The sequence below is a fragment of the Arenibacter latericius DSM 15913 genome, assembly GCF_000424985.1.
Taxonomy (GTDB): Bacteria; Bacteroidota; Bacteroidia; order Flavobacteriales; family Flavobacteriaceae; genus Arenibacter; species Arenibacter latericius.
In genome coordinates, this window is record NZ_AUKX01000048.1 from 1 (window position 1) to 18,237 (window position 18,237).

Below are 18,237 nucleotides of genomic sequence, written 5' to 3' on the forward strand. Positions count from 1 at the left end.
GCAGCCCCGCCATCCAAGTGCCCGTATATTCGGTAAAGCTTCTCTTGCAGGACTTGCATTTATAGCGCTGTGCACCCTTGTCCTTTCCGAAACGGACATATTTGGTATGGCCACAGTGCGGGCACTCGCCCATCATATTGTCGAGAAGATGTCGGCGGGAGGCCTGTGCCCTTGGACTTCCCGTAGTCACATCGTGCTTTTCGATATCCTTGAGCAATCTCCGCCTGTCCACCAGAGGAAGCGAAAGGATCTTTTGTTTTAATTCTTCTAGTTCCATACCTAAAGATACAAATAATAGCTATTATAAACTAGAGCCTGGATGTCTTTGCATTATAAATAGGTTTTACATCCTTTAAGCTTCTTATAAATCCGATAAAATTGTCATTCTTACAGACCTATTTGTTAAAACGGGTTTAAAAGTGAGCAAAATTGCTATGGACATGCTATAATTTCAGTAGATTTATGCGTTATAGGGGAACAGAAATCTTTTAAATTATTTTCAAAGATTTTAGGGAACCATGGTGGAGCGGAAGAAATGCGTTCTATGGAATTGATTTTTAATATATTAAAGGAATAAAAAGTTGTTATGGAAGAGAAAATGATGATTATTGACCCGCACGTACATATGACCGCTAGGACTACTGACGATTATGAGGCTATGGCGGAAGCAGGGGTGGTAGCTGTTATTGAACCATCATTTTGGTTAGGTCAACCGCGTACACAAGTGGGGTCTTTTCAGGATTATTATAGTAGTTTGGTGGGCTGGGAGCCGTTTAGGGCTAGCCAATTTGGAATAAAGCACTATTGTACTATTGGTTTAAATTCTAAAGAAGCCAATAACGAAGCTTTGGCAGAGCAGGTAATGGAATTACTGCCACTTTATTTACATAAGGAAAATGTAGTTGCAATTGGTGAGATTGGCTATGATGATCAAACTCCTGCTGAAGATAAATATTTTAGACTGCAGCTAGAACTTGCTAAAGAACTTAACTTGCCTGTACAGGTACATACCCCGCATAGAGATAAAAAATCTGGAACTATTAGAAGTATGGAAGTGTGTTTAGAACACGGGTTGGATCCTTCTATGGTAGTTATTGATCATAACAATGAAGAAACGGTTAAAGAAGTGCTTGATCGAGGTTTTTTAGCGGCATTTACTATCTACCCAAAAACGAAAATGGGAAATGAGAGAATGGTTGAGGTGGTTAGGAAATTCGGTAGTAATGGGATAATTGTGGATAGTTCTGCAGATTGGGGTGTAAGTGATCCTCTGGCAGTTCCAAAAACCGCATCTTTAATGCTGAAAAGAGGAATAGCTAGAGAAGATGTGGTAAAGACTTGCTATCAGAACGCTTTGGATATCTTTGGAATGAATGGAAAAATGAAAGAATCCGATTGGTTAAATCCTGAAGGTATTAATCAGACCAAATTATATAATGATAATAGTGTTTTAAGAGGACAAGAGCCAAAGGTAGATACCGATAAAATAGTATAATGAATCCTATTATAAAAGGGTATTTACAGCTTACTAGGCCTGCTAACTTACCCACATCAGCTGCTGATATTTTGGCTGGAATCGCTATTTCTGGCTTTTTCTTGACTAGTAGTCAGGAGTCTAGCTTGGGATGGCTAACGGTTTTATTATTGATGGGGTCTTCTGTACTCTTATATGCCTCTGGAGTGGTCCTGAATGATGTTTTTGATTATCGATTAGATCTGGTAGAGCGACCCGAAAGGCCAATCCCTTCAGGGGTAGTCTCGTTAACTTCAGCTGCTATTTTTGGAGGTGCTTTAATGGTTTTAGGGATTTTAGCTGCGTTTTGGGTGGGTATTACCAGTGGAGTAATTGCGCTTGGACTAGGGGCGTCTATTTTAATGTATGATACTTTAGGAAAGCACCATTCTTTTTTTGGTCCCTTGAATATGGGGCTGTGTAGGGGGTTTAATCTATTATTAGGAATGTCTATTCTAGGTAATCTTATCCATTGGCAATATGCAATAATTCCAATCGCTTATATAGCAGCAATTACTTTGATAAGTAGGGGAGAGGTGCATGGGGATAACAAAAAACATATTTTATTAGCGGCTATGTTGTATGTTATGGTGGTATTAACAATCACAATAATCCTATTGTATACTGGTCAAAACATTCTCATATCTCTACCATTTATTCTTCTTTTTACCCTATTAATTTTTAGGCCATTGCTAAAAGCGTATAAAGAAAACTCACCTCACAACATAAAAATGGCGGTGAAAGCTGGGGTGATTTCCATTATTGTTTTGGATGCTGCCCTAGCGACAGGATTCTCTTATTGGTGGGTAGGAGTTCTTACCCTGCTGTTGTTGCCTTTATCAATTTTTTTATCCAAACTATTTGCAGTAACTTAATTTAAAAAGTATGCAACATTATAAAACAATATCACAATCCTTTAAGGTGTCTTACGAATATAAGCTTCATTTTACCGAGCATATATTTAAGGAAGGTAATACACTGTTTAAGGACCTAATTAAAGAATACAATCCGAAAGGAAAGGTAAAGGTATTATTTGTTATTGATAGTGGGGTACTGGAATGTCACCCTAACTTATCCGATCAAATTACAGCCTATTGTAAAGTTAATAGTGCAGAAATCTATGGTACCGAACAGATTGTTGTACCAGGGGGTGAGCAGTGTAAAAATGATTATGGTAATGTAGAGCGAATTTTACAAGCTGTTAATGATAACAAAATTTGTAGGCATTCTTTTGTGGTGGCTATAGGAGGTGGTGCTATAATAGATATGGTAGGATATGCTGCGGCTATTGCTCATAGAGGGGTTAAACTAATCCGTATCCCAACTACCGTTTTATCTCAGAATGATTCTGCTGTTGGCGTAAAGAACAGTATTAATATTTTAGGAAAGAAAAACTTCCTAGGCACTTTTGCACCCCCTTATGCTATTATTAATGATCCCTTTTTCTTGACTACATTAGAGCAGCGAGATTGGATTTCTGGAATTTCGGAAGCTATAAAAGTTGCCCTTATTAAGGATAAGGTGTTTTTTGAGTTTTTAGAGCAAAATAGCTTAAAACTAAGGGATAGGGATATGCCAGCCATGCAATACCTTATTTACAGATGTGCAGAAATGCACATGGAGCATATTGCACAAGGTGGTGATCCTTTTGAAAGCGGTTCTTCTAGGCCATTAGATTTTGGCCATTGGGCTGCGCATAAACTAGAGTTCATGACCAATTATCAATTGCGTCATGGGGAAGCAGTAGCAATAGGAATGGCATTAGATGTTACCTATGCTCACCTAATTGGCATGATTGATAAAAGTACTTTAGATAGAATTTTGGAGGTGCTTCAAAATATAGGGTTCGATATACATATACCCTTATCTGAAGAGAAGGAAATAGAGGAGCTGTTAAATGGAATAGAAGAGTTTAGAGAGCATCTGGGAGGAGAACTTACCATTACACTTATCTCTGAAATTGGAGTTAAGCAAGATGTCCATGTTATTGATCGAGAGATTATGAAAAATGCTATAGTGTGGTTAAATAATGAATTAGAACCTAAAATTTCAATCCAATAGTGCTGATAAAAGATAAATTTCACCTTAGTTATTGTACAAATATCCACCCAGGCGAAGATTGGAAGCAGACTTGGGAGAATTTAGAAGAATACCTTCCAAAAGTTAAGGAGCAGGTTTCTCCAAAGCAGCCATTTGGTGTTGGTTTACGCTTATCTAATGTAGCAAGCCTGGAGCTACAAGAAGGAAGTCGATTGCAAGAATTTAAAGATTGGCTAGAGGAGAACGATCTTTATGTTTTTACTATGAATGGATTTCCTTATGGAAATTTTCATAATGAAAGAGTAAAGGATATGGTTCATGCGCCTGATTGGACTACCGCAGACCGATTGGAGTATACTATACGACTTTTTAAACAACTCGCTTTTCTTCTGCCGAAAGGTATCAAAGGCGGAATTTCTACTTCACCTATAAGTTACAAATTTTGGCATGCTTCTGAAAAAGCAACGGATAAGGCTTTTGTTGACGGTGCTACCAATATGATAGCGGTGGCATTGCAGTTAATAGACATAGAAGAGAAGACAGGAAAACATCTGCATTTGGATATTGAACCGGAACCAGATGGAATGCTAGAAAATAGTGTTGAGGTATTGGAGTTTTATGGTAGCTATTTAATTCCAATCGGAACTAAGATTTTGGTAGATAAGCTTGGATGTACTACTTCCAAAGCCAAAGAATTAATTCTGAGGCATATTATGATCTGTTATGATGTATGCCATTTTTCTCTTGCCTATGAAGAGCCTCAATATACTTTGAAGAAATTTAAGGACGCCGGAATAGAGGTAGGAAAGATACAAGTGAGTTCTGCACTAAAGATCCTTTTCGAGGAAGGTAATAATGAAGCAATTTGGCAAACCTTAGAAAGGTTTAACGAACCTACTTATTTGCATCAAGTTACCCGCAAAAAGGGTGATCAGGTGTTTACATATAGGGATCTACCGGAGCTTTTGACCAAAAAAGGAGATTTTACCGAGTTGCGAGCGCACTTTCATGTGCCTATTTTTATGGAGCAATACGAATCTTTATTTTCTACTCAAGATCAGATTTTAAAAGTTTTGGAGTTGCTTAAAAAGGATCCATTTTCGGACCACTTGGAAATAGAGACCTATACATGGGACGTATTGCCAAAAGAATTAAAGATGGAGCTATCAGCATCTATAGTTCGTGAAGTGAAATGGTTAAAGAATAAGTTGTAAATAATGAAGAAGACTGTTGTTATAAATGTTGTAGGATTGTCTAGAGGATTAATAGGAGAGCATACTCCATTTATTAAATCCTTTTTGGATAAAGGAAGTTGGGGTGCTATTACTCCGCAATTGCCTGCAGTTACCTGTGCGGCACAAGCTACCTATTTAACGGGTAAAACACCTGCAGAACATGGAATAGTGGCTAATGGGTGGTATTTTAAAGAAGAACATGAGATAAAATTTTGGCGACAATCTAATACCCTTATACAATCAGATAAGATTTGGGATAAGTTAAAGAAAAAGGATCCCAATTTTACCTGTGCTAATCTTTTTTGGTGGTACAATATGTATTCTAATGCCGATTTTAGTGCAACTCCTAGGCCTAATTACTTGGCAGATGGAAGAAAAATCCCAGACTTTTATTCGCATCCTGCAGCACTACGCGATACACTTCGGGACGAATTAGGAGATTTTCCATTGTTTCACTTTTGGGGCCCAAAAACCTCTATAAAATCTAGTCAGTGGATAGCGGATGCTACTATTAAAACAGATAGCTTACACAATCCTACACTTACTTTGGTGTATTTGCCACACTTGGATTATAATTTGCAGCGTCATGGTAAGGATTTTTCAAAAATAGGGAAGGATTTACGAGAGATAGATGCTGTGGTTAAACAATTGGTAGATCATTTTGAAAGTAAGTCGGCTAATGTTATTCTTCTTTCCGAATATGGTATAACCAACGTTACTAACCCCGTCCATTTAAATAGGGTTCTTAGAAAGGAAGGTTATATCGGTATTAGGGTAGAACGTGGATTAGAATTATTAGATGCAGGTGCAAGTGATGCTTTTGCTGTTGCAGATCATCAATTGGCACATGTGTATGTGAAAGACCCTAATAATATAGATAAAATTAAAAACCTCCTTAAAAAAGTAAAAGGGGTAGAGCAGGTCTTATCTGGAGATGAAATTAAAGAGGTTCACTTGAATCATGAGCGCTGTGGGGATATAGTGGTAGTAGCTGATAAGGATTCTTGGTTTACGTACTATTTTTGGTTAGATGATAAAAAGGCTCCTGATTATGCTAGGATGGTAGATATTCATAAAAAACCAGGTTATGATCCTGTGGAAATGTTGACAGACCCTAAGGATAAATTGGTGATGCCCAAAGTAGCATGGAAATTACTGAAAAAGAAGCTAGGCTTTAGGTCTGTATTGGATATTATTCCTTTAGATGCCACCTTGATAAAAGGTTCTCATGGTAGAATTCCTGAAGATAGAAATGACCTTCCTATACTTATCAGCAACAAAAAGGGAGACAAAATTGCGGACTCTTTATTAGCAACAGAAGTTTTTGGAGTAATAGAAAATCATATCTTAGATACCTAGAATGAAACTTTTTTCGAAAATATTCGCATTTATATTTGCCATACTGTTTGTCTGGTCAGCCGTCCTGCAATATAACGATCAGGATGCATGGATGTGGTACGCTATCTATGGTATAGCTGCATTGGCTTCTGTATTTTTTATTTTTAATAGATTACTGTTATCGGTAGGGGTATTGCTCTCTTTTGCTTATTTAATAGGGAGCTATATTTTTTGGCCGGAAAAATATGAAGGAGTATCTATTGGAGGTGGGGATATAGATAATATAGAACGCGCTAGAGAGTCGCTCGGACTTTTAATAAGTGCTATGGTAATGCTTTTTTACGCTTGGCGAATTAGATTTTCTAAGAAAGCTTAAATATCTAGGTCGAATTCTTTTCTAAGCAAGTCGATAGCTGGATTTTTCTCTCTTAGTTTAAGATATTTTTCCTCTGGGGTAAATGCGAATTTTTTCGCGCTGGTTTCGTTTACCGTTATTTCTAAGGTGATGAAGTGATTGTGGAGTTTTTGTTTTAAGGTTTCGATTAGGTCATACTTCTCTCGCTCCACTTCTTTTTTCATGGTGTCATTGGGAAGCTCAATCCAAATCACAAAATCTTCCTTTAATTTAGGACGATCTGCATTTAAATTGGAGGCTAATATTTTCTGACCCTTCTTGTCGATCATATCAACAAAATCTGCCCAATGTTTTTGTAGTTCCTGTTCTGTAAAAACTGATTTAGGCAAACTACTTTCATCTATTACCTCGTCTTTCTTATTGAGTTCGTGCTCTTTTTTCGCCTTTAAACTAGACAAACTAAGGCCAGATACTCTTTTCTTACTCCCTTTTAAGTCAATCTTAATTTTTTTAGCCTCAGAACTCTTAGCTTCTTCAAGCGTAGCTGACTGCTTTTGTATAGTAGGTTTTGCAGCTACAGTAGGTGCAGTAGCCGAAGTAGTATCGCTTGCAGTTGGTGTATTTTGAGTTTGCTCTTGTTGATGGGTTGGAGTAACAATCGAGGAAGCTCCTTCGGTGGCTTTTTGAGCTGCTGGAGCATTTGCCTTCCTCTCTTTTTTATTGACTCTATAAAAAGAAGCAGGAATTATAAAGTCGGGCCTACCTCGACCAGTTTCTAAGTGCTTAGACTTTTTTTTTTCTCCATCAAAGTCGATGGAGGCTAATTTCATTAGGGTTAGTTCTACAAGTAGTCGTTGATGCTTACTGCTTTTGTATTTTGTATCGCAATCATTCGCTAGGTCTATAGCTTCCAAAAGGAACGAACCCGATGTTTTTTGCGATTGTTCTAAATATTGTTTTTTTGCTTCTTCGCCAACTTCTAATAGCGGGATGGTGTTTTGGTGCTTGCAGACCATTAAATCTCTAAAATGAGAAGCTAGGCCAATTATAAAATGATGCCCATCAAAACCTTGTGCTAACGTTTCATTAAATAAAACTAATAAACCTGGAATGTCTCGACCTAAAATAAGATCGGTAGCCTTAAAGTAAGTGTCGTAATCTAAAACATTTAGATTCTCGGTTACCGCTTTTCTAGTTAATTTTTTTCCAGAAAAGCTAACTACCCTATCAAAAATAGAAAGGGCATCACGCATGGCACCATCTGCTTTTTGAGCTATGATGTGTAGTGCGTCGTCATCTGCATCTATCTCTTGATTGTCTGCAATATATTTTAAGTATTCAGCCGTATCTTTTACTGTAATCCGCTTAAAATCGAAAATCTGACAGCGAGATAGAATAGTAGGGATTATTTTATGTTTCTCTGTGGTGGCTAGAATAAAAATAGCATGTGCCGGTGGTTCTTCTAACGTCTTTAAAAAAGCGTTAAAGGCCGCTTGGGACAACATGTGCACCTCATCTATAATGTATACCTTATATTTCCCTACTTGTGGTGGAATCCGTACTTGGCTAGTAAGCTCCCTAATATCATCTACCGAGTTGTTAGATGCGGCATCCAGCTCAAAAATGTTAAAAGCAAAATCTTCATCTTCTGATGCTACTGCTTGCTGATTAATCTGTTTTGCTAATATTCTTGCGCAGGTAGTTTTTCCAACTCCTCTAGGACCGGTAAACAATAACGCTTGGGCCAAATGATTGTTTTCAATGGCGTTGGTTAACGTATTGGTAATAGCCTGCTGCCCTACCACATCCTTGAAAGTTTTGGGTCTATATTTTCGTGCAGATACTATAAAAGGTTCCAAGAGTTGAATATTTATTTAAGACCTCTAATAAGGAGGTCGATAGCTATGGTACAAATATAAAAATAGCTTTCAATTATAGTCCCTATTTAACCTAGTTTAGCATTTTATTTATCAACAATTGAGCTATCTTTGCCCTAAGCAGGTCGCCTTATCGCTGATTTCAATCTTTTGGAACCAGAGGAAAGTCCGGACACCATAGTGCAGTATAGCGGGTAACGCCCGTCCGTCGTGAGGCGAGGACAAGTGCAACAGAGAGAAGGTACAGGTAATGCTGTAGTGAAAGCAGGTAAACTCTATACGGTGCAACGCCATGTAAATCAGTGTTCGAGGGCTGCACGCTCAAGCTGAAGGGTAGGCGGTTAGAGTTATTGAGCAATCAATAACCTAGATAAATGATAAGGAAGTCTATATATTAATATAGGCTACAGAATCCGGCTTATGGCCTGCTTTTTTATATTTTAAATAGATAACAGTCGCTAAGCTGCGTGTATTGGATCTATACAAGATTGGTTAAGGAGTTTCTACATCTCCAGTCCATTCGAAAAAACTAAAAATACTACCCCCATATCTTCTTTGGTTGGTATAATGAGCTATCTCGGAAAGGTCGGTATGTTTGGGGTGTTCAATAATAAGAACACCATTCTCTAAAAGTAGCTCCTTTTCAAAAACTAGGTTTGCAATTTGAGAAAAATCGGATAATGGAAAATCATAAGGAGGATCAGCAAAGATAATATGTGCTTTTGTAGAGGTTTTTTCTAAGTACTCATAGACATCCTTCTTAACTGCATTAATGGGGAATTCATTTTTTTCAGCGGTCTCGGAAATATATCTAACACACCCTTGATGTGCATCTACAGCAATTATATTTTCAGTACCCCTAGAAGCAAATTCATAACTTATGTTCCCAGTGCCAGAAAATAGGTCTAATACTTTAAGGTCTTCAAAATAATAATTATTGTTAAGTATGTTAAATAGCGCTTCCTTGGCCATATCTGTGGTTGGACGAACGGGAAGCTTCTTTGGGGCCATTAATCGTAGCCCCTTTTTTTTACCTGAAATGATACGCATAGGTTAAAAAGAATTTAAGAGTGTAAAATCTATCGATTCTCGATCTAGATTTCCAAAGTGAAAATGGTTGGCGTGGGAGGGGATAAAAATTGATATATCCTTAATGTAAGTATGACAGAGCTGAAAGAGGGGATCCCCTTCTTCTATTGAACCAAATAGTTTTAATTTAGTCGTCTCTGTGTCTAACTTTAGTTGCTCTAGGGTAAATAATAAGTAATAAATAAAATCTTCCTTAGCGGTAAAACTAAAATTGTTGTACAGTAGTAGTTTTTTGTTTTGGATAACGGTTATATCCATGTGTTCTTCCATTACATGAACATAACAAATAGGCTCGTTGGTGCTACCGTGGCTATTTATGAGATTTTTTATCAATACTGTTCCGTTGTGCATAAACTCAAAATCCCCAAATAAATCGTAGATATAGTTGTTTATATTAACAAAGGGTACATAAACATTAACCATGTCCATATTAGCGATTTCATCATATTCGAGATGATCGTTTGCCAATATTTTTGCGTTGAACTTTAGGTAGTTGGCTAATTCATCTTTGTTAAAAAGAGCATTGGGAACAAGACAGAATAGATTGTTTCTGTGTATAACAACTACTTCGGAAAATTGTATTTTCTGTATTTCGTTATCCTCAAAAAGTTGTTTTATTTCTTTTTGCAGGGCATAAGGAGTTAGTTCACTTTCGAAACTTATTCTTTCGGAAGTGATAACAGTATTGGAAAGTGTGTCCAATACACAAAAAGAAAGTCCATTCAAGCTAACTTGAATGGACAATTTATGATATTCCGATTTAGATTCTTCTAAAATCTTATTGGTCGTTTCGTTTGTCATAGATAGATGGCCAATTTCCACTGGTACTTACCTCGGTCATGGATCCAACTTTGATTACGCTGCCATTAACTTCATCAACGTTGATCTGAGCATTTTCTTTTGCTAGTAATTCTTTAGGTTGGTCGTGTAAAACAACATCTTTATTTACTTTAACTTCAAATACAGGGGCTTTATAACCTCCTTTTTCAACAATTCCAGATTTCATGTCGAATTGCTCATTATTTTTTGCATAAGGAACATTCATCATAGTCTTATAACGAGTGTCGCTCTTAAATAATGAATCTTTAACCGATACAAAACCAAGCGTATCTATAATCTTTACTTCTTTTAACATGTCAATGCCAAAATGCTTGTCGTATTCCATATAAGAGGAATCTCTTTGCTGTGTAAGGATATATTTGCCAGTATCCACAAATTTAATCAAAGAATTAAAATCTTTGGCGTATTTTCCATTTACGCTTTTATAAGCCTCTTGCGAATTTCTAATATCCTTAAGATTCGCTATTACCTTGGCAAAACGCTCTTGTTTAACTTTCTTAAACTCAATAGGGCCATTGATAGATTTATAGATCATAAACGCTAATCCTATACTTACCAGCCAAAGAAAAATCTGTAATACGGTCTTCATTTCTTATGTGTTATTATATTTAGTGGTTGTCACAAATCTACAATTTTTTTTTAATGCCAAAAGCATTTGGCCTTAAAAATACTGATTATCTTTGAAGACCTATGAATATTATATCTGACACTAGTTTTTATAAATTACTAAAAGAGAAATTTCCACACCACCCAACGCTTAAACAGTCGGTTGCTTTACAGCAACTTGCGACCTTTGCGTTATCAAAAGAAAAGGACACCGTTTTTTTATTGAAGGGCTTTGCAGGAACTGGAAAAACCACTATTGTTGGTACTATTGTAACCAATTTGTGGAATACAACCATGAAATCGGTATTGTTGGCTCCTACTGGAAGGGCAGCAAAAGTTATGTCTAATTATTCAGGGACACAAGCATTTACTATTCATAGGAAAATTTATTTCCCTAAAAAACAAAGAGGAGGTGGGGTGCAGTTTGTACTTTCTCCTAATAAACATAAGAATACGCTGTTTATTGTAGATGAAGCCTCGATGATTTCTGATAGTCCCACGGATTCTAAATTAATGGAGAATGGATCTTTATTAGATGATTTAATGACCTATGTCTATTCTGGTCATAATTGTAAACTTATATTAATAGGAGATACAGCGCAGTTACCACCTGTTCATTTAAATCTTAGTCCGGCATTAGATGAGGGGCAATTGTCCTTACATTATAATAAGGAGGTGATTAATATGGAAATGGATGAAGTGGTGAGGCAGGCAGAGGATTCAGGGATATTAGCCAATGCTACTAATTTAAGAGAGCAGTTACAGAGTGAATTTTATGATGATTTTAAATTTTCAGTCTCTCCCTATGCCGATATTGTGCGATTAATTGATGGGCACGACATACAGGAAGCTATAGATGAATCCTATTCTCAAAATGGAAAAGAGGAAACCGCAATCATTGTTCGTTCTAATAAAAGGGCTAATCTGTACAATGAAAATATTAGAAATAGAATCCTATTCCTAGAAAATGAATTGGCAGTTGGGGATTATATGATGGTGGTGAAGAATAACTATTTCTGGCTTAAACCTTCTTCTGAAGCTGGGTTTATTGCCAATGGAGATATTATAGAGATATTAGAAATCTTTGCAATTAAGGAATTATACGGATTTAAATTTGCTGAAGTAAAGGTGAAAATGGTAGATTATCCCAATCAGAAACCCTTTGAGACGGTATTGTTATTAGATACTATAATGGCAGAAACGCCGTCTTTACCTTATGAGGACGGTAACCGTTTATATCAAGAAGTAATGAAAGATTACGCTGATGAGACATCTAAGTATAAAAAGTTTTTGGCAGTTAAGAACAATACTTTTTTCAATGCCCTTCAGGTTAAATTTTCCTATGCTATTACCTGTCATAAATCGCAGGGTGGACAATGGAATACGGTTTTTGTAGAGCAGCCCTATTTGCCTAATGGTATCGATAAGGAATATCTAAGGTGGCTTTATACTGCCATCACTAGGGCAAAGGACAAGCTGTATTTAATAGGGTTTAAGAACGATTTTTTTCTTGATTCGGAATAGCCTAATTTAGCAGTAAACTAAAAGCGCATGGCTTTTGAGACCATTTTAAGCATTTTTCTAGGGATAGGCCTTGCTGCATCTGTAGGCTTTAGAATTTTCTTACCCCTATTTGCCCTAAGTTTAGCGGCCTATTTAAATGTATGGGAATTAAATGATAATTGGGAATGGATAGGTAGTATTCCGGCTTTAATTACATTGGGAGTAGCTACCGTGGTTGAAATTTTCGCATACTTTATTCCTTGGGTAGATAATTTACTAGACGGCTTTGCAGTTCCTTTGGCGGGAATTGCAGGGACAGCGGTTATGGTTTCTACAGTTGCAGATTTAGATCCTATTATCTCTTGGACTCTGGCTATAATTGCAGGAGGTGGTACGGCAACTGCCATTAAAAGCACCTCTGCCACAGGAAGAATAGCTTCATCGACTACTACGGGGGGAATAGCAAATCCTATAATTGGACTAGTGGAAACAGTGGTAGCGGTAGTAATGACAGTCTTGTCTATCTTTGTGCCCATGCTTGCCGCTATCTTAGTGGTCGTAATATTATTAGTTCTTTTTAAATTATATAAGAAACTAAGAACTAAATCTAATCCGAACTAAAATTAACCAATTTTCAATTGAAAGGATCACCCAAAACTGGTTGTAAAATACTAATGAAGATATGCGTCTTACACTTGCCGGAACGAGGTAGTCCGGCAGGTATGACCATTAAAAATAAATAAATATCAACATATGAAAATCATCGCAATGATACCCGCACGCTATGCAGCTTCTAGGTTTCCTGGAAAGTTAATGCAAGATTTGCAGGGAAAACCAGTTATACAAAGAACTTATGAGGCGGCGGTAAAAACAGGCTTGTTTCAGGAAGTATACGTAGTAACAGATAGTCTGGTTATTTATGAATGCATTGAAAAAATAGGTGGTAAAGCCATAATGAGTAAGAAGGAGCACGAATGCGGTAGTGATCGTATTGCCGAAGCTGTGGAGAATATGGACGTAGATATCATCGTAAATGTTCAGGGAGACGAACCTTTTACGGATAGGGAGAGTCTTGCAGGGGTTATAGAAGTGTTTAAAGACGACCATAAGAAGGAAATAGACCTTGCATCACTTATGACAAGGATAACAGATTGGGTAGAAATTAATGACCCTAATACGGTGAAGGTTATTGTAGATAAAGAGAGTTTTGCCCTTTATTTTTCAAGAGCTCCTATACCGTACCCAAGAGCACGGGAATTAGATATCCCTTATTATAAGCATAAGGGGGTATATGCTTTTAGGAAAGAAGCCTTAATGGATTTTCAAAGACTGCCTATGCAAATATTGGAAGCGACAGAAAAAATAGAAGCAATCCGGTATTTAGAATATGGTAAAAAAATAAAAATGGTGGAAACTAATATTTCTGGAATTGAAATAGATACCCCAGAAGATTTAGAAAAGGCCAAGAATGTATGGAAGTAGATTATAATAAGATAAAAGTAATTGGATTTGATGCAGATGATACCTTATGGGTAAATGAGACCTATTTTAGGGATACTGAAGAAAAATTTGCAAGTCTTTTAGATAAGTATGAAACCAAGAATAAGATCGACCAAGAGCTCTATAAGACTGAAATAAATAACTTAGAGATTTATGGTTACGGGGTTAAAGGGTTTATGTTGTCCATGATAGAATCGGCATTAGATTTATCAAATAATAAGATATCTCAAGCAACCATTGGGGATATTCTTAATCTTGGAAAGGAAATGTTGTCACATCCAGTAGAATTATTGGATGGAGTGGAAGAAGTATTACAAAAATTAAAGGATCACTATCGTTTAATAGTTTTAACTAAAGGAGATTTATTAGATCAGGAGCGGAAATTGGAAAAATCTGGCCTCTCTAAATATTTTCACCATGTGGAAGTTTTAAGTGATAAAAAGGAGATAAACTATAAAAACCTTTTAGAGCACTTGCGAATTCCAGTATCGGAATTTTTAATGGTAGGGAATTCCTTAAAATCGGATATCCTTCCCATAATAAATATAGGAGCTAAAGCGATTCATATTCCTTTTCATACCACTTGGCAGCATGAAGAAGTGAAATTGGAGGAACATCAGAATGGTCATCTTACCCTGAACACCATTACTGATTTATTAAAATATCTTAACTATGGCAATGGAAGTAAGTAATAAGGAGAATGAGGAACAGATAGGAACAGAGGTAACACCTAATTATAGGAATTTCCCTATGGTTCCAAGGGTCATATTTGGTAATGGCTGTTTTAATCAATTGGGAGAGATCTTGCTACCAAAACGGAAAAGTGTTGAGGCTCCTATTATTTTTTTAATTGATGATGTTTTTGAAGGTACTTCACTTATATCTCGAGTTCCCTTATTTCCTAACGATCAGATTATTTTTATCTCAGCAGAGGAAGAGCCTAAAACAGATCAGGTAGATATTTTAGTGAAGCAAGTGCGTAGCGAGTTTAAAGAACTTCCCTTAGGTATTGTAGGGATTGGGGGAGGAACCCTATTAGATTTGGCTAAAGCAGTTGCTATTATGTTGAATAATAAAGGGAAATCTGAGGAGTACCAGGGATGGGACTTGGTGAAAAAGCCATCCATCTATCATGTGGGTATTCCTACAATCAGCGGTACTGGTGCCGAGGTATCTAGGACAACAGTTTTATTAGGGCCAGAAAAGAAACTGGGTATAAATTCTGATTATACTACTTTTGACCAGGTAATCTTGGACCCAGACCTTACGAAAGGCGTTCCAAAAGAGCAGTGGTTTTATACAGGAATGGACTGCTATATTCATTGTGTAGAATCGTTAAATGGGACATTTTTAAATGCCTTTAGTCAGAGTTATGGGGAAAAAGCGTTAGAGTTGTGTAAAGATGTTTTTTTAGAAGATTTGGAGGAATCAGAATCCAGAGATAAATTAATGATGGCGTCTTGGCACGGAGGGATGAGTATAGCCTATTCTCAAGTTGGTGTTGCCCATGCCATGAGTTATGGTCTCTCTTATTTATTGGGGGTTAGGCATGGTATTGGAAACTGCTTAGTTTTTCAATATTTAGAAGAGTTTTATCCGGAAGGAGTGGCTTTGTTTAATAAAATGATAGAAAAACACAACATATCCCTGCCAAAAGGAGTTTGTAGTGATTTAACCGATAGTGATTTTGATATCATGATTAACGTGGCTCTTAGCCTAGAACCTCTTTGGGAAAATGCATTGGGTGCGGAATGGGAAAAACACATCAGTCCAGAGAAATTAAAATCAATATATCAAAAAATTTAAACTGATATTGGCCTGTGGTTATCGGATTTTAATACCTTAGTTGGCATGCAAACAATCGCAAAATTTATTTACTTTAAAGTATTAGGTTGGAAACTTATTGGTTCTTTTCCCAAAGTAGCTAAATGCGTTATTATAGTAGTGCCTCATACCAGTTGGGTTGATTTTTTTCTTGGTCTTTTAGTGCGCCGCGTAGTAAATGAGGAAATTAATTTTATAGGAAAGAAAAGTTTGTTTAAACCTCCTTTTGGATGGTATTTTCGTTGGATGGGAGGTGCACCTATAGATAGGAGCAAGAATATGGATACGGTAAGTGCTACTGTTAAAGTATTTCAAGAGAAAAAACAGTTTAGACTTGCCTTATCTCCAGAGGGAACCAGAAAAAAGGTGAGTGAATGGAAGACTGGCTTCTATTATATAGCGAAAGCAGCGAATGTCCCCATTGTATTAGTCGCTTTTGATTTTGGTAAAAAACAAATTAAGTTTTCTGCGCCTCACTTTCCAACAGATAATAAAGAGCAGGACTTTGCTACTTACAAAGCATTTTATAAGGGCGTTTTAGGAAAAGTTCCTGAAAATAGTTTTTAAAAACCTTTTCAGGAACTATTCTTGCATGGTGTGATATACGTTTTGTACATCATCATCCTCTTCAATTTTCTCAAGTAATTTTTCTACATCTGCAGCTTCCTCCTCAGTTAACTCTTTGGTGACCTGTGGTATACGTTCAAATCCTGAAGATAAAATTTCTATCTCCCGGTTTTCTAGCTCCTTTTGTATAGCACCAAAACTTTCGAAGGGTGCATATATTAAAATACCATCTTCATCAACGAAAACCTCTTCAGCTCCAAAGTCGATCATTTCTAATTCTAATTCCTCAGGGTCTAAACCTTCTGCGGGAATCCTAAAGTTACAGGTATGGTCAAACATAAATTCTACCGAACCTGAAGTGCCTAAACTTCCGTTACATTTATTAAAATAGCTTCTGATATTGGCAACGGTTCTAGTGTTATTATCTGTGGCAGTTTCTACTAAAATAGCAATGCCATGAGGTGCATATCCTTCAAAAAGCACTTCTTTATAATCCCCTAAACTCTTGTCCGAAGCTCTTTTTATAGCCCTTTCCACATTGTCTTTAGGCATATTTACTGCCTTGGCATTTTGGATTACGGCTCTTAACCTTGCATTAGAATCTGGATCTGGACCACCTTCTTTTACCGCAATAACTATATCTTTACCTATTCTTGTAAAGGCTTTGGACATAGCAGACCACCTTTTCATCTTACGTGCTTTTCTAAACTCAAAAGCTCTTCCCATTGTTCGGTTTAATTTTAATTACGGAAACAAATTTAACAATTTTTAAAACTGCAACAAGCGTTATATCTATTCGCTATCAATTATTTCTTCAATTTTATGTGCCAGTTTAAAATCCTTTTCAGTTACTCCGTTTGCGTCATGGGTATTAAGTCTAATGTGCAAGGAGTTGTATACGTTATTCCAGTCTGGATGATGGTTTTGTGCCTCACACTCAAAGGCAATTCTCGTCATTACAGAGAAGGCTTCTTTAAAATTTTTAAATTCGAAAGATGTTTCCAAAGCTCCCTCTACATATTCCCAACCCTCTAGTTGTTCTAATCTCTTTTCTATTTCTTCTTTTGATAATGTGCTCATATTGTCGATTTTTCTAAAGTTAATAAAATTACCCTTCTCTTTTACGAGCTATTCTGTAAAGATATGTTGGTCTATAATGTCTTGATAATTAAAACGTAGGTATTTGGGTAGTATATTGTATTTAGGTAACACCGCTAGATATCTATCTTCGTTAGTGGTATATACCCGTTTGTAGATAGGATGGGTTTTATCCATGCGATCTACAATTTCAAATATAAAATCTTCGTGGTGGATAAGGTCTTCGGAGCCTAAGTGGAAAACTCCTGTCTTATCTCTATTTATTATATAATGAATCTGCTGGGTAAGTTTGTCGTCACTAGTGACGTTCATAATTAAATTAGGAAATACTTCTAGTGGTTCATTCTGCTGCAGCGAAGTTTTTATCGCCCTTACTCTTGGGGAGCTGCTGCCAAAGACCATAGGAACCCTTAGAATAGTCATTTTGGATTTGGGTATCCGTAGCAGCATATTTTCTATTTTAATTTTTAACCTTCCATAGATGCTTTCGGAAAAGGTCTTGTCATATTCATAAGACGGGAATTTACTGTAGGCATCAAAAACGTTTGCAGAGGATATAAAATATAGCTTACAATTATTCTTAAGGATATATTCTATAATGTGTTGATGGGCGATTATTTGTGCTTGGAAGTTGCCTCTAAGAGCAGAGATGATTAGGTCTGGTTTAATTCTATCTAAGATTTGGACAATATCATCCTCCTCTAAATCATACCTATGGAACTGATGGTTATTCTCAAAACTCCTTCTGGCGGAATAATAAGTTCCATAGGTATCAAAATAAGAATTTAATTCCCGGTAAATAGCATTTCCAATAAAGCCACTGGCTCCTAATATTAGTATTTTATTCATCCG

General features: G+C 36.6%; 20 protein-coding genes and 1 other RNA gene. 13 read left to right on the plus strand and 8 right to left on the minus strand.

From position 1 onward, the window contains the following. On the minus strand, nucleotides 1-277 hold a 277-nt coding region (locus H344_RS20330; protein WP_026810636.1), incomplete at its 3' end, for an IS1/IS1595 family N-terminal zinc-binding domain-containing protein. 309 nt (nucleotides 278-586) lie between these two features. Here H344_RS20330 and H344_RS0113610 point away from each other — a divergent pair. Genes H344_RS0113610 through H344_RS0113635 form a run of 6 tightly spaced genes read left to right on the plus strand, consistent with a single transcriptional unit; the run spans nucleotide 587 to nucleotide 6,502 of the window. Continuing rightward, entirely contained in the window at nucleotides 587-1,495 is a 909-nt protein-coding gene (locus H344_RS0113610; protein WP_026810821.1) for a TatD family hydrolase, read from the plus strand. Further along, on the plus strand, nucleotides 1,495-2,388 hold the full coding sequence (gene eboC, locus H344_RS0113615) for a UbiA-like protein EboC (RefSeq protein ID WP_034256667.1): 894 nt from the start codon (nucleotides 1,495-1,497) through the stop codon (nucleotides 2,386-2,388). Before H344_RS0113610 ends, eboC begins: the two co-directional genes overlap by 1 nt. A gap of 10 nt (nucleotides 2,389-2,398) precedes the next feature. Further along, entirely contained in the window at nucleotides 2,399-3,574 is a 1,176-nt protein-coding gene (locus tag H344_RS0113620; RefSeq protein WP_026810823.1) for a 3-dehydroquinate synthase, read from the plus strand. Next, nucleotides 3,574-4,767 carry a metabolite traffic protein EboE gene (eboE, locus tag H344_RS0113625; protein ID WP_026810824.1) on the plus strand — a complete coding sequence of 398 codons (1,194 nt, stop codon included), beginning with the start codon at nucleotides 3,574-3,576 and terminating at the stop codon, nucleotides 4,765-4,767. Before H344_RS0113620 ends, eboE begins: the two co-directional genes overlap by 1 nt. Nucleotides 4,768-4,770: 3 nt before the next feature. Then, the gene (locus tag H344_RS0113630) at nucleotides 4,771-6,147 is read left to right on the plus strand and encodes an alkaline phosphatase family protein (protein ID WP_026810825.1); all 1,377 of its coding nucleotides are present in this window, start codon (nucleotides 4,771-4,773) and stop codon (nucleotides 6,145-6,147) included. Between the two features lies 1 nt (nucleotide 6,148). Next, entirely contained in the window at nucleotides 6,149-6,502 is a 354-nt protein-coding gene (locus tag H344_RS0113635) for a transmembrane 220 family protein (RefSeq protein ID WP_026810826.1), read from the plus strand. Here H344_RS0113635 and H344_RS0113640 read toward each other — a convergent pair. Then, entirely contained in the window at nucleotides 6,499-8,340 is a 1,842-nt protein-coding gene (locus H344_RS0113640; protein WP_026810827.1) for a DNA polymerase III subunit gamma/tau, read from the minus strand. The two genes, H344_RS0113635 and H344_RS0113640, sit on opposite strands and share 4 nt — an antisense overlap. Nucleotides 8,341-8,475: 135 nt before the next feature. On the opposite strand from H344_RS0113640, the gene rnpB reads away from it, so the two are divergent. Further along, nucleotides 8,476-8,794: RNase P RNA component class A (gene rnpB, locus H344_RS21135), an RNA gene on the plus strand. 56 nt (nucleotides 8,795-8,850) lie between these two features. Here the strand turns inward: rnpB and H344_RS0113645 are convergent. Genes H344_RS0113645 through H344_RS0113655 form a run of 3 tightly spaced genes read right to left on the minus strand, consistent with a single transcriptional unit; the run spans nucleotide 8,851 to nucleotide 10,876 of the window. Further along, on the minus strand, nucleotides 8,851-9,408 hold the full coding sequence (locus tag H344_RS0113645; RefSeq protein ID WP_026810828.1) for an RsmD family RNA methyltransferase: 558 nt from the start codon (nucleotides 9,406-9,408) through the stop codon (nucleotides 8,851-8,853). Nucleotides 9,409-9,411: 3 nt separating this feature from the next. Beyond that, entirely contained in the window at nucleotides 9,412-10,248 is an 837-nt protein-coding gene (locus H344_RS0113650) for a DUF3822 family protein (RefSeq protein ID WP_026810829.1), read from the minus strand. Continuing rightward, the gene (locus H344_RS0113655) at nucleotides 10,226-10,876 is read right to left on the minus strand and encodes a hypothetical protein (protein WP_026810830.1); all 651 of its coding nucleotides are present in this window, start codon (nucleotides 10,874-10,876) and stop codon (nucleotides 10,226-10,228) included. The genes H344_RS0113650 and H344_RS0113655 overlap by 23 nt, the downstream gene beginning before the upstream one ends. A 101-nt stretch (nucleotides 10,877-10,977) precedes the next feature. Here H344_RS0113655 and H344_RS0113660 point away from each other — a divergent pair, with 101 nt between their 5' ends. From H344_RS0113660 to H344_RS0113685, 6 genes are all read left to right on the plus strand, one after another. Continuing rightward, nucleotides 10,978-12,417 (plus strand): ATP-dependent DNA helicase, encoded by a 1,440-nt coding sequence (locus tag H344_RS0113660; RefSeq protein WP_026810831.1) that lies wholly within the window; start codon nucleotides 10,978-10,980, stop codon nucleotides 12,415-12,417. A gap of 27 nt (nucleotides 12,418-12,444) precedes the next feature. Continuing rightward, complete coding sequence (locus H344_RS0113665; RefSeq protein WP_026810832.1) at nucleotides 12,445-13,017, plus strand: DUF4126 domain-containing protein; 573 nt, start codon at nucleotides 12,445-12,447, stop codon at nucleotides 13,015-13,017. Between the two features lie 132 nt (nucleotides 13,018-13,149). Then, nucleotides 13,150-13,878: a 3-deoxy-manno-octulosonate cytidylyltransferase gene (kdsB, locus tag H344_RS0113670; protein WP_034256670.1), complete on the plus strand. Its 729-nt coding sequence runs from the start codon at nucleotides 13,150-13,152 to the stop codon at nucleotides 13,876-13,878. Beyond that, complete coding sequence (locus H344_RS0113675; protein WP_026810834.1) at nucleotides 13,869-14,588, plus strand: HAD family hydrolase; 720 nt, start codon at nucleotides 13,869-13,871, stop codon at nucleotides 14,586-14,588. Before kdsB ends, H344_RS0113675 begins: the two co-directional genes overlap by 10 nt. Further along, nucleotides 14,575-15,702 (plus strand): iron-containing alcohol dehydrogenase family protein, encoded by a 1,128-nt coding sequence (locus tag H344_RS0113680; protein ID WP_051254329.1) that lies wholly within the window; start codon nucleotides 14,575-14,577, stop codon nucleotides 15,700-15,702. Before H344_RS0113675 ends, H344_RS0113680 begins: the two co-directional genes overlap by 14 nt. Nucleotides 15,703-15,747: 45 nt before the next feature. After that, a complete protein-coding gene (locus H344_RS0113685) occupies nucleotides 15,748-16,287 on the plus strand; it encodes a 1-acyl-sn-glycerol-3-phosphate acyltransferase (protein WP_026810836.1) in 540 nt (179 codons plus the stop codon). Between the two features lie 15 nt (nucleotides 16,288-16,302). Here the strand turns inward: H344_RS0113685 and H344_RS0113690 are convergent, their stop codons facing one another. The 3 genes from H344_RS0113690 to H344_RS0113700 all read right to left on the minus strand — a co-directional run bounded on the left by H344_RS0113690 (nucleotide 16,303) and on the right by H344_RS0113700 (nucleotide 18,234). Further along, a complete protein-coding gene (locus tag H344_RS0113690; protein WP_026810837.1) occupies nucleotides 16,303-17,013 on the minus strand; it encodes a YebC/PmpR family DNA-binding transcriptional regulator in 711 nt (236 codons plus the stop codon). Nucleotides 17,014-17,079: 66 nt separating this feature from the next. Further along, the gene (locus H344_RS0113695) at nucleotides 17,080-17,367 is read right to left on the minus strand and encodes a 4a-hydroxytetrahydrobiopterin dehydratase (RefSeq protein WP_026810838.1); all 288 of its coding nucleotides are present in this window, start codon (nucleotides 17,365-17,367) and stop codon (nucleotides 17,080-17,082) included. 48 nt (nucleotides 17,368-17,415) lie between these two features. Further along, nucleotides 17,416-18,234: a sugar nucleotide-binding protein gene (locus tag H344_RS0113700; protein WP_026810839.1), complete on the minus strand. Its 819-nt coding sequence runs from the start codon at nucleotides 18,232-18,234 to the stop codon at nucleotides 17,416-17,418. Between the last annotated feature and the right edge of the window lie 3 nt (nucleotides 18,235-18,237).

What these genes read in the sequence shown, in the direction of transcription:
- H344_RS0113610 (WP_026810821.1), top strand. Translation starts at nt 587, where the DNA reads ATGGAAGAGAAAATGATGATTATTGACCCGCACGTACATATGACCGCT.
- eboC (WP_034256667.1), top strand. Translation starts at nt 1,495, where the DNA reads ATGAATCCTATTATAAAAGGGTATTTACAGCTTACTAGGCCTGCTAAC.
- H344_RS0113620 (WP_026810823.1), top strand. Translation starts at nt 2,399, where the DNA reads ATGCAACATTATAAAACAATATCACAATCCTTTAAGGTGTCTTACGAA.
- H344_RS0113630 (WP_026810825.1), top strand. Translation starts at nt 4,771, where the DNA reads ATGAAGAAGACTGTTGTTATAAATGTTGTAGGATTGTCTAGAGGATTA.
- H344_RS0113635 (WP_026810826.1), top strand. Translation starts at nt 6,149, where the DNA reads ATGAAACTTTTTTCGAAAATATTCGCATTTATATTTGCCATACTGTTT.
- H344_RS0113645 (WP_026810828.1), bottom strand. Translation starts at nt 9,408, where the DNA reads ATGCGTATCATTTCAGGTAAAAAAAAGGGGCTACGATTAATGGCCCCA.
- H344_RS0113650 (WP_026810829.1), bottom strand. Translation starts at nt 10,248, where the DNA reads ATGACAAACGAAACGACCAATAAGATTTTAGAAGAATCTAAATCGGAA.
- H344_RS0113655 (WP_026810830.1), bottom strand. Translation starts at nt 10,876, where the DNA reads ATGAAGACCGTATTACAGATTTTTCTTTGGCTGGTAAGTATAGGATTA.
- H344_RS0113660 (WP_026810831.1), top strand. Translation starts at nt 10,978, where the DNA reads ATGAATATTATATCTGACACTAGTTTTTATAAATTACTAAAAGAGAAA.
- H344_RS0113665 (WP_026810832.1), top strand. Translation starts at nt 12,445, where the DNA reads ATGGCTTTTGAGACCATTTTAAGCATTTTTCTAGGGATAGGCCTTGCT.
- kdsB (WP_034256670.1), top strand. Translation starts at nt 13,150, where the DNA reads ATGAAAATCATCGCAATGATACCCGCACGCTATGCAGCTTCTAGGTTT.
- H344_RS0113675 (WP_026810834.1), top strand. Translation starts at nt 13,869, where the DNA reads ATGGAAGTAGATTATAATAAGATAAAAGTAATTGGATTTGATGCAGAT.
- H344_RS0113680 (WP_051254329.1), top strand. Translation starts at nt 14,575, where the DNA reads ATGGAAGTAAGTAATAAGGAGAATGAGGAACAGATAGGAACAGAGGTA.
- H344_RS0113685 (WP_026810836.1), top strand. Translation starts at nt 15,748, where the DNA reads ATGCAAACAATCGCAAAATTTATTTACTTTAAAGTATTAGGTTGGAAA.
- H344_RS0113690 (WP_026810837.1), bottom strand. Translation starts at nt 17,013, where the DNA reads ATGGGAAGAGCTTTTGAGTTTAGAAAAGCACGTAAGATGAAAAGGTGG.
- H344_RS0113695 (WP_026810838.1), bottom strand. Translation starts at nt 17,367, where the DNA reads ATGAGCACATTATCAAAAGAAGAAATAGAAAAGAGATTAGAACAACTA.
- H344_RS0113700 (WP_026810839.1), bottom strand. Translation starts at nt 18,234, where the DNA reads ATGAATAAAATACTAATATTAGGAGCCAGTGGCTTTATTGGAAATGCT.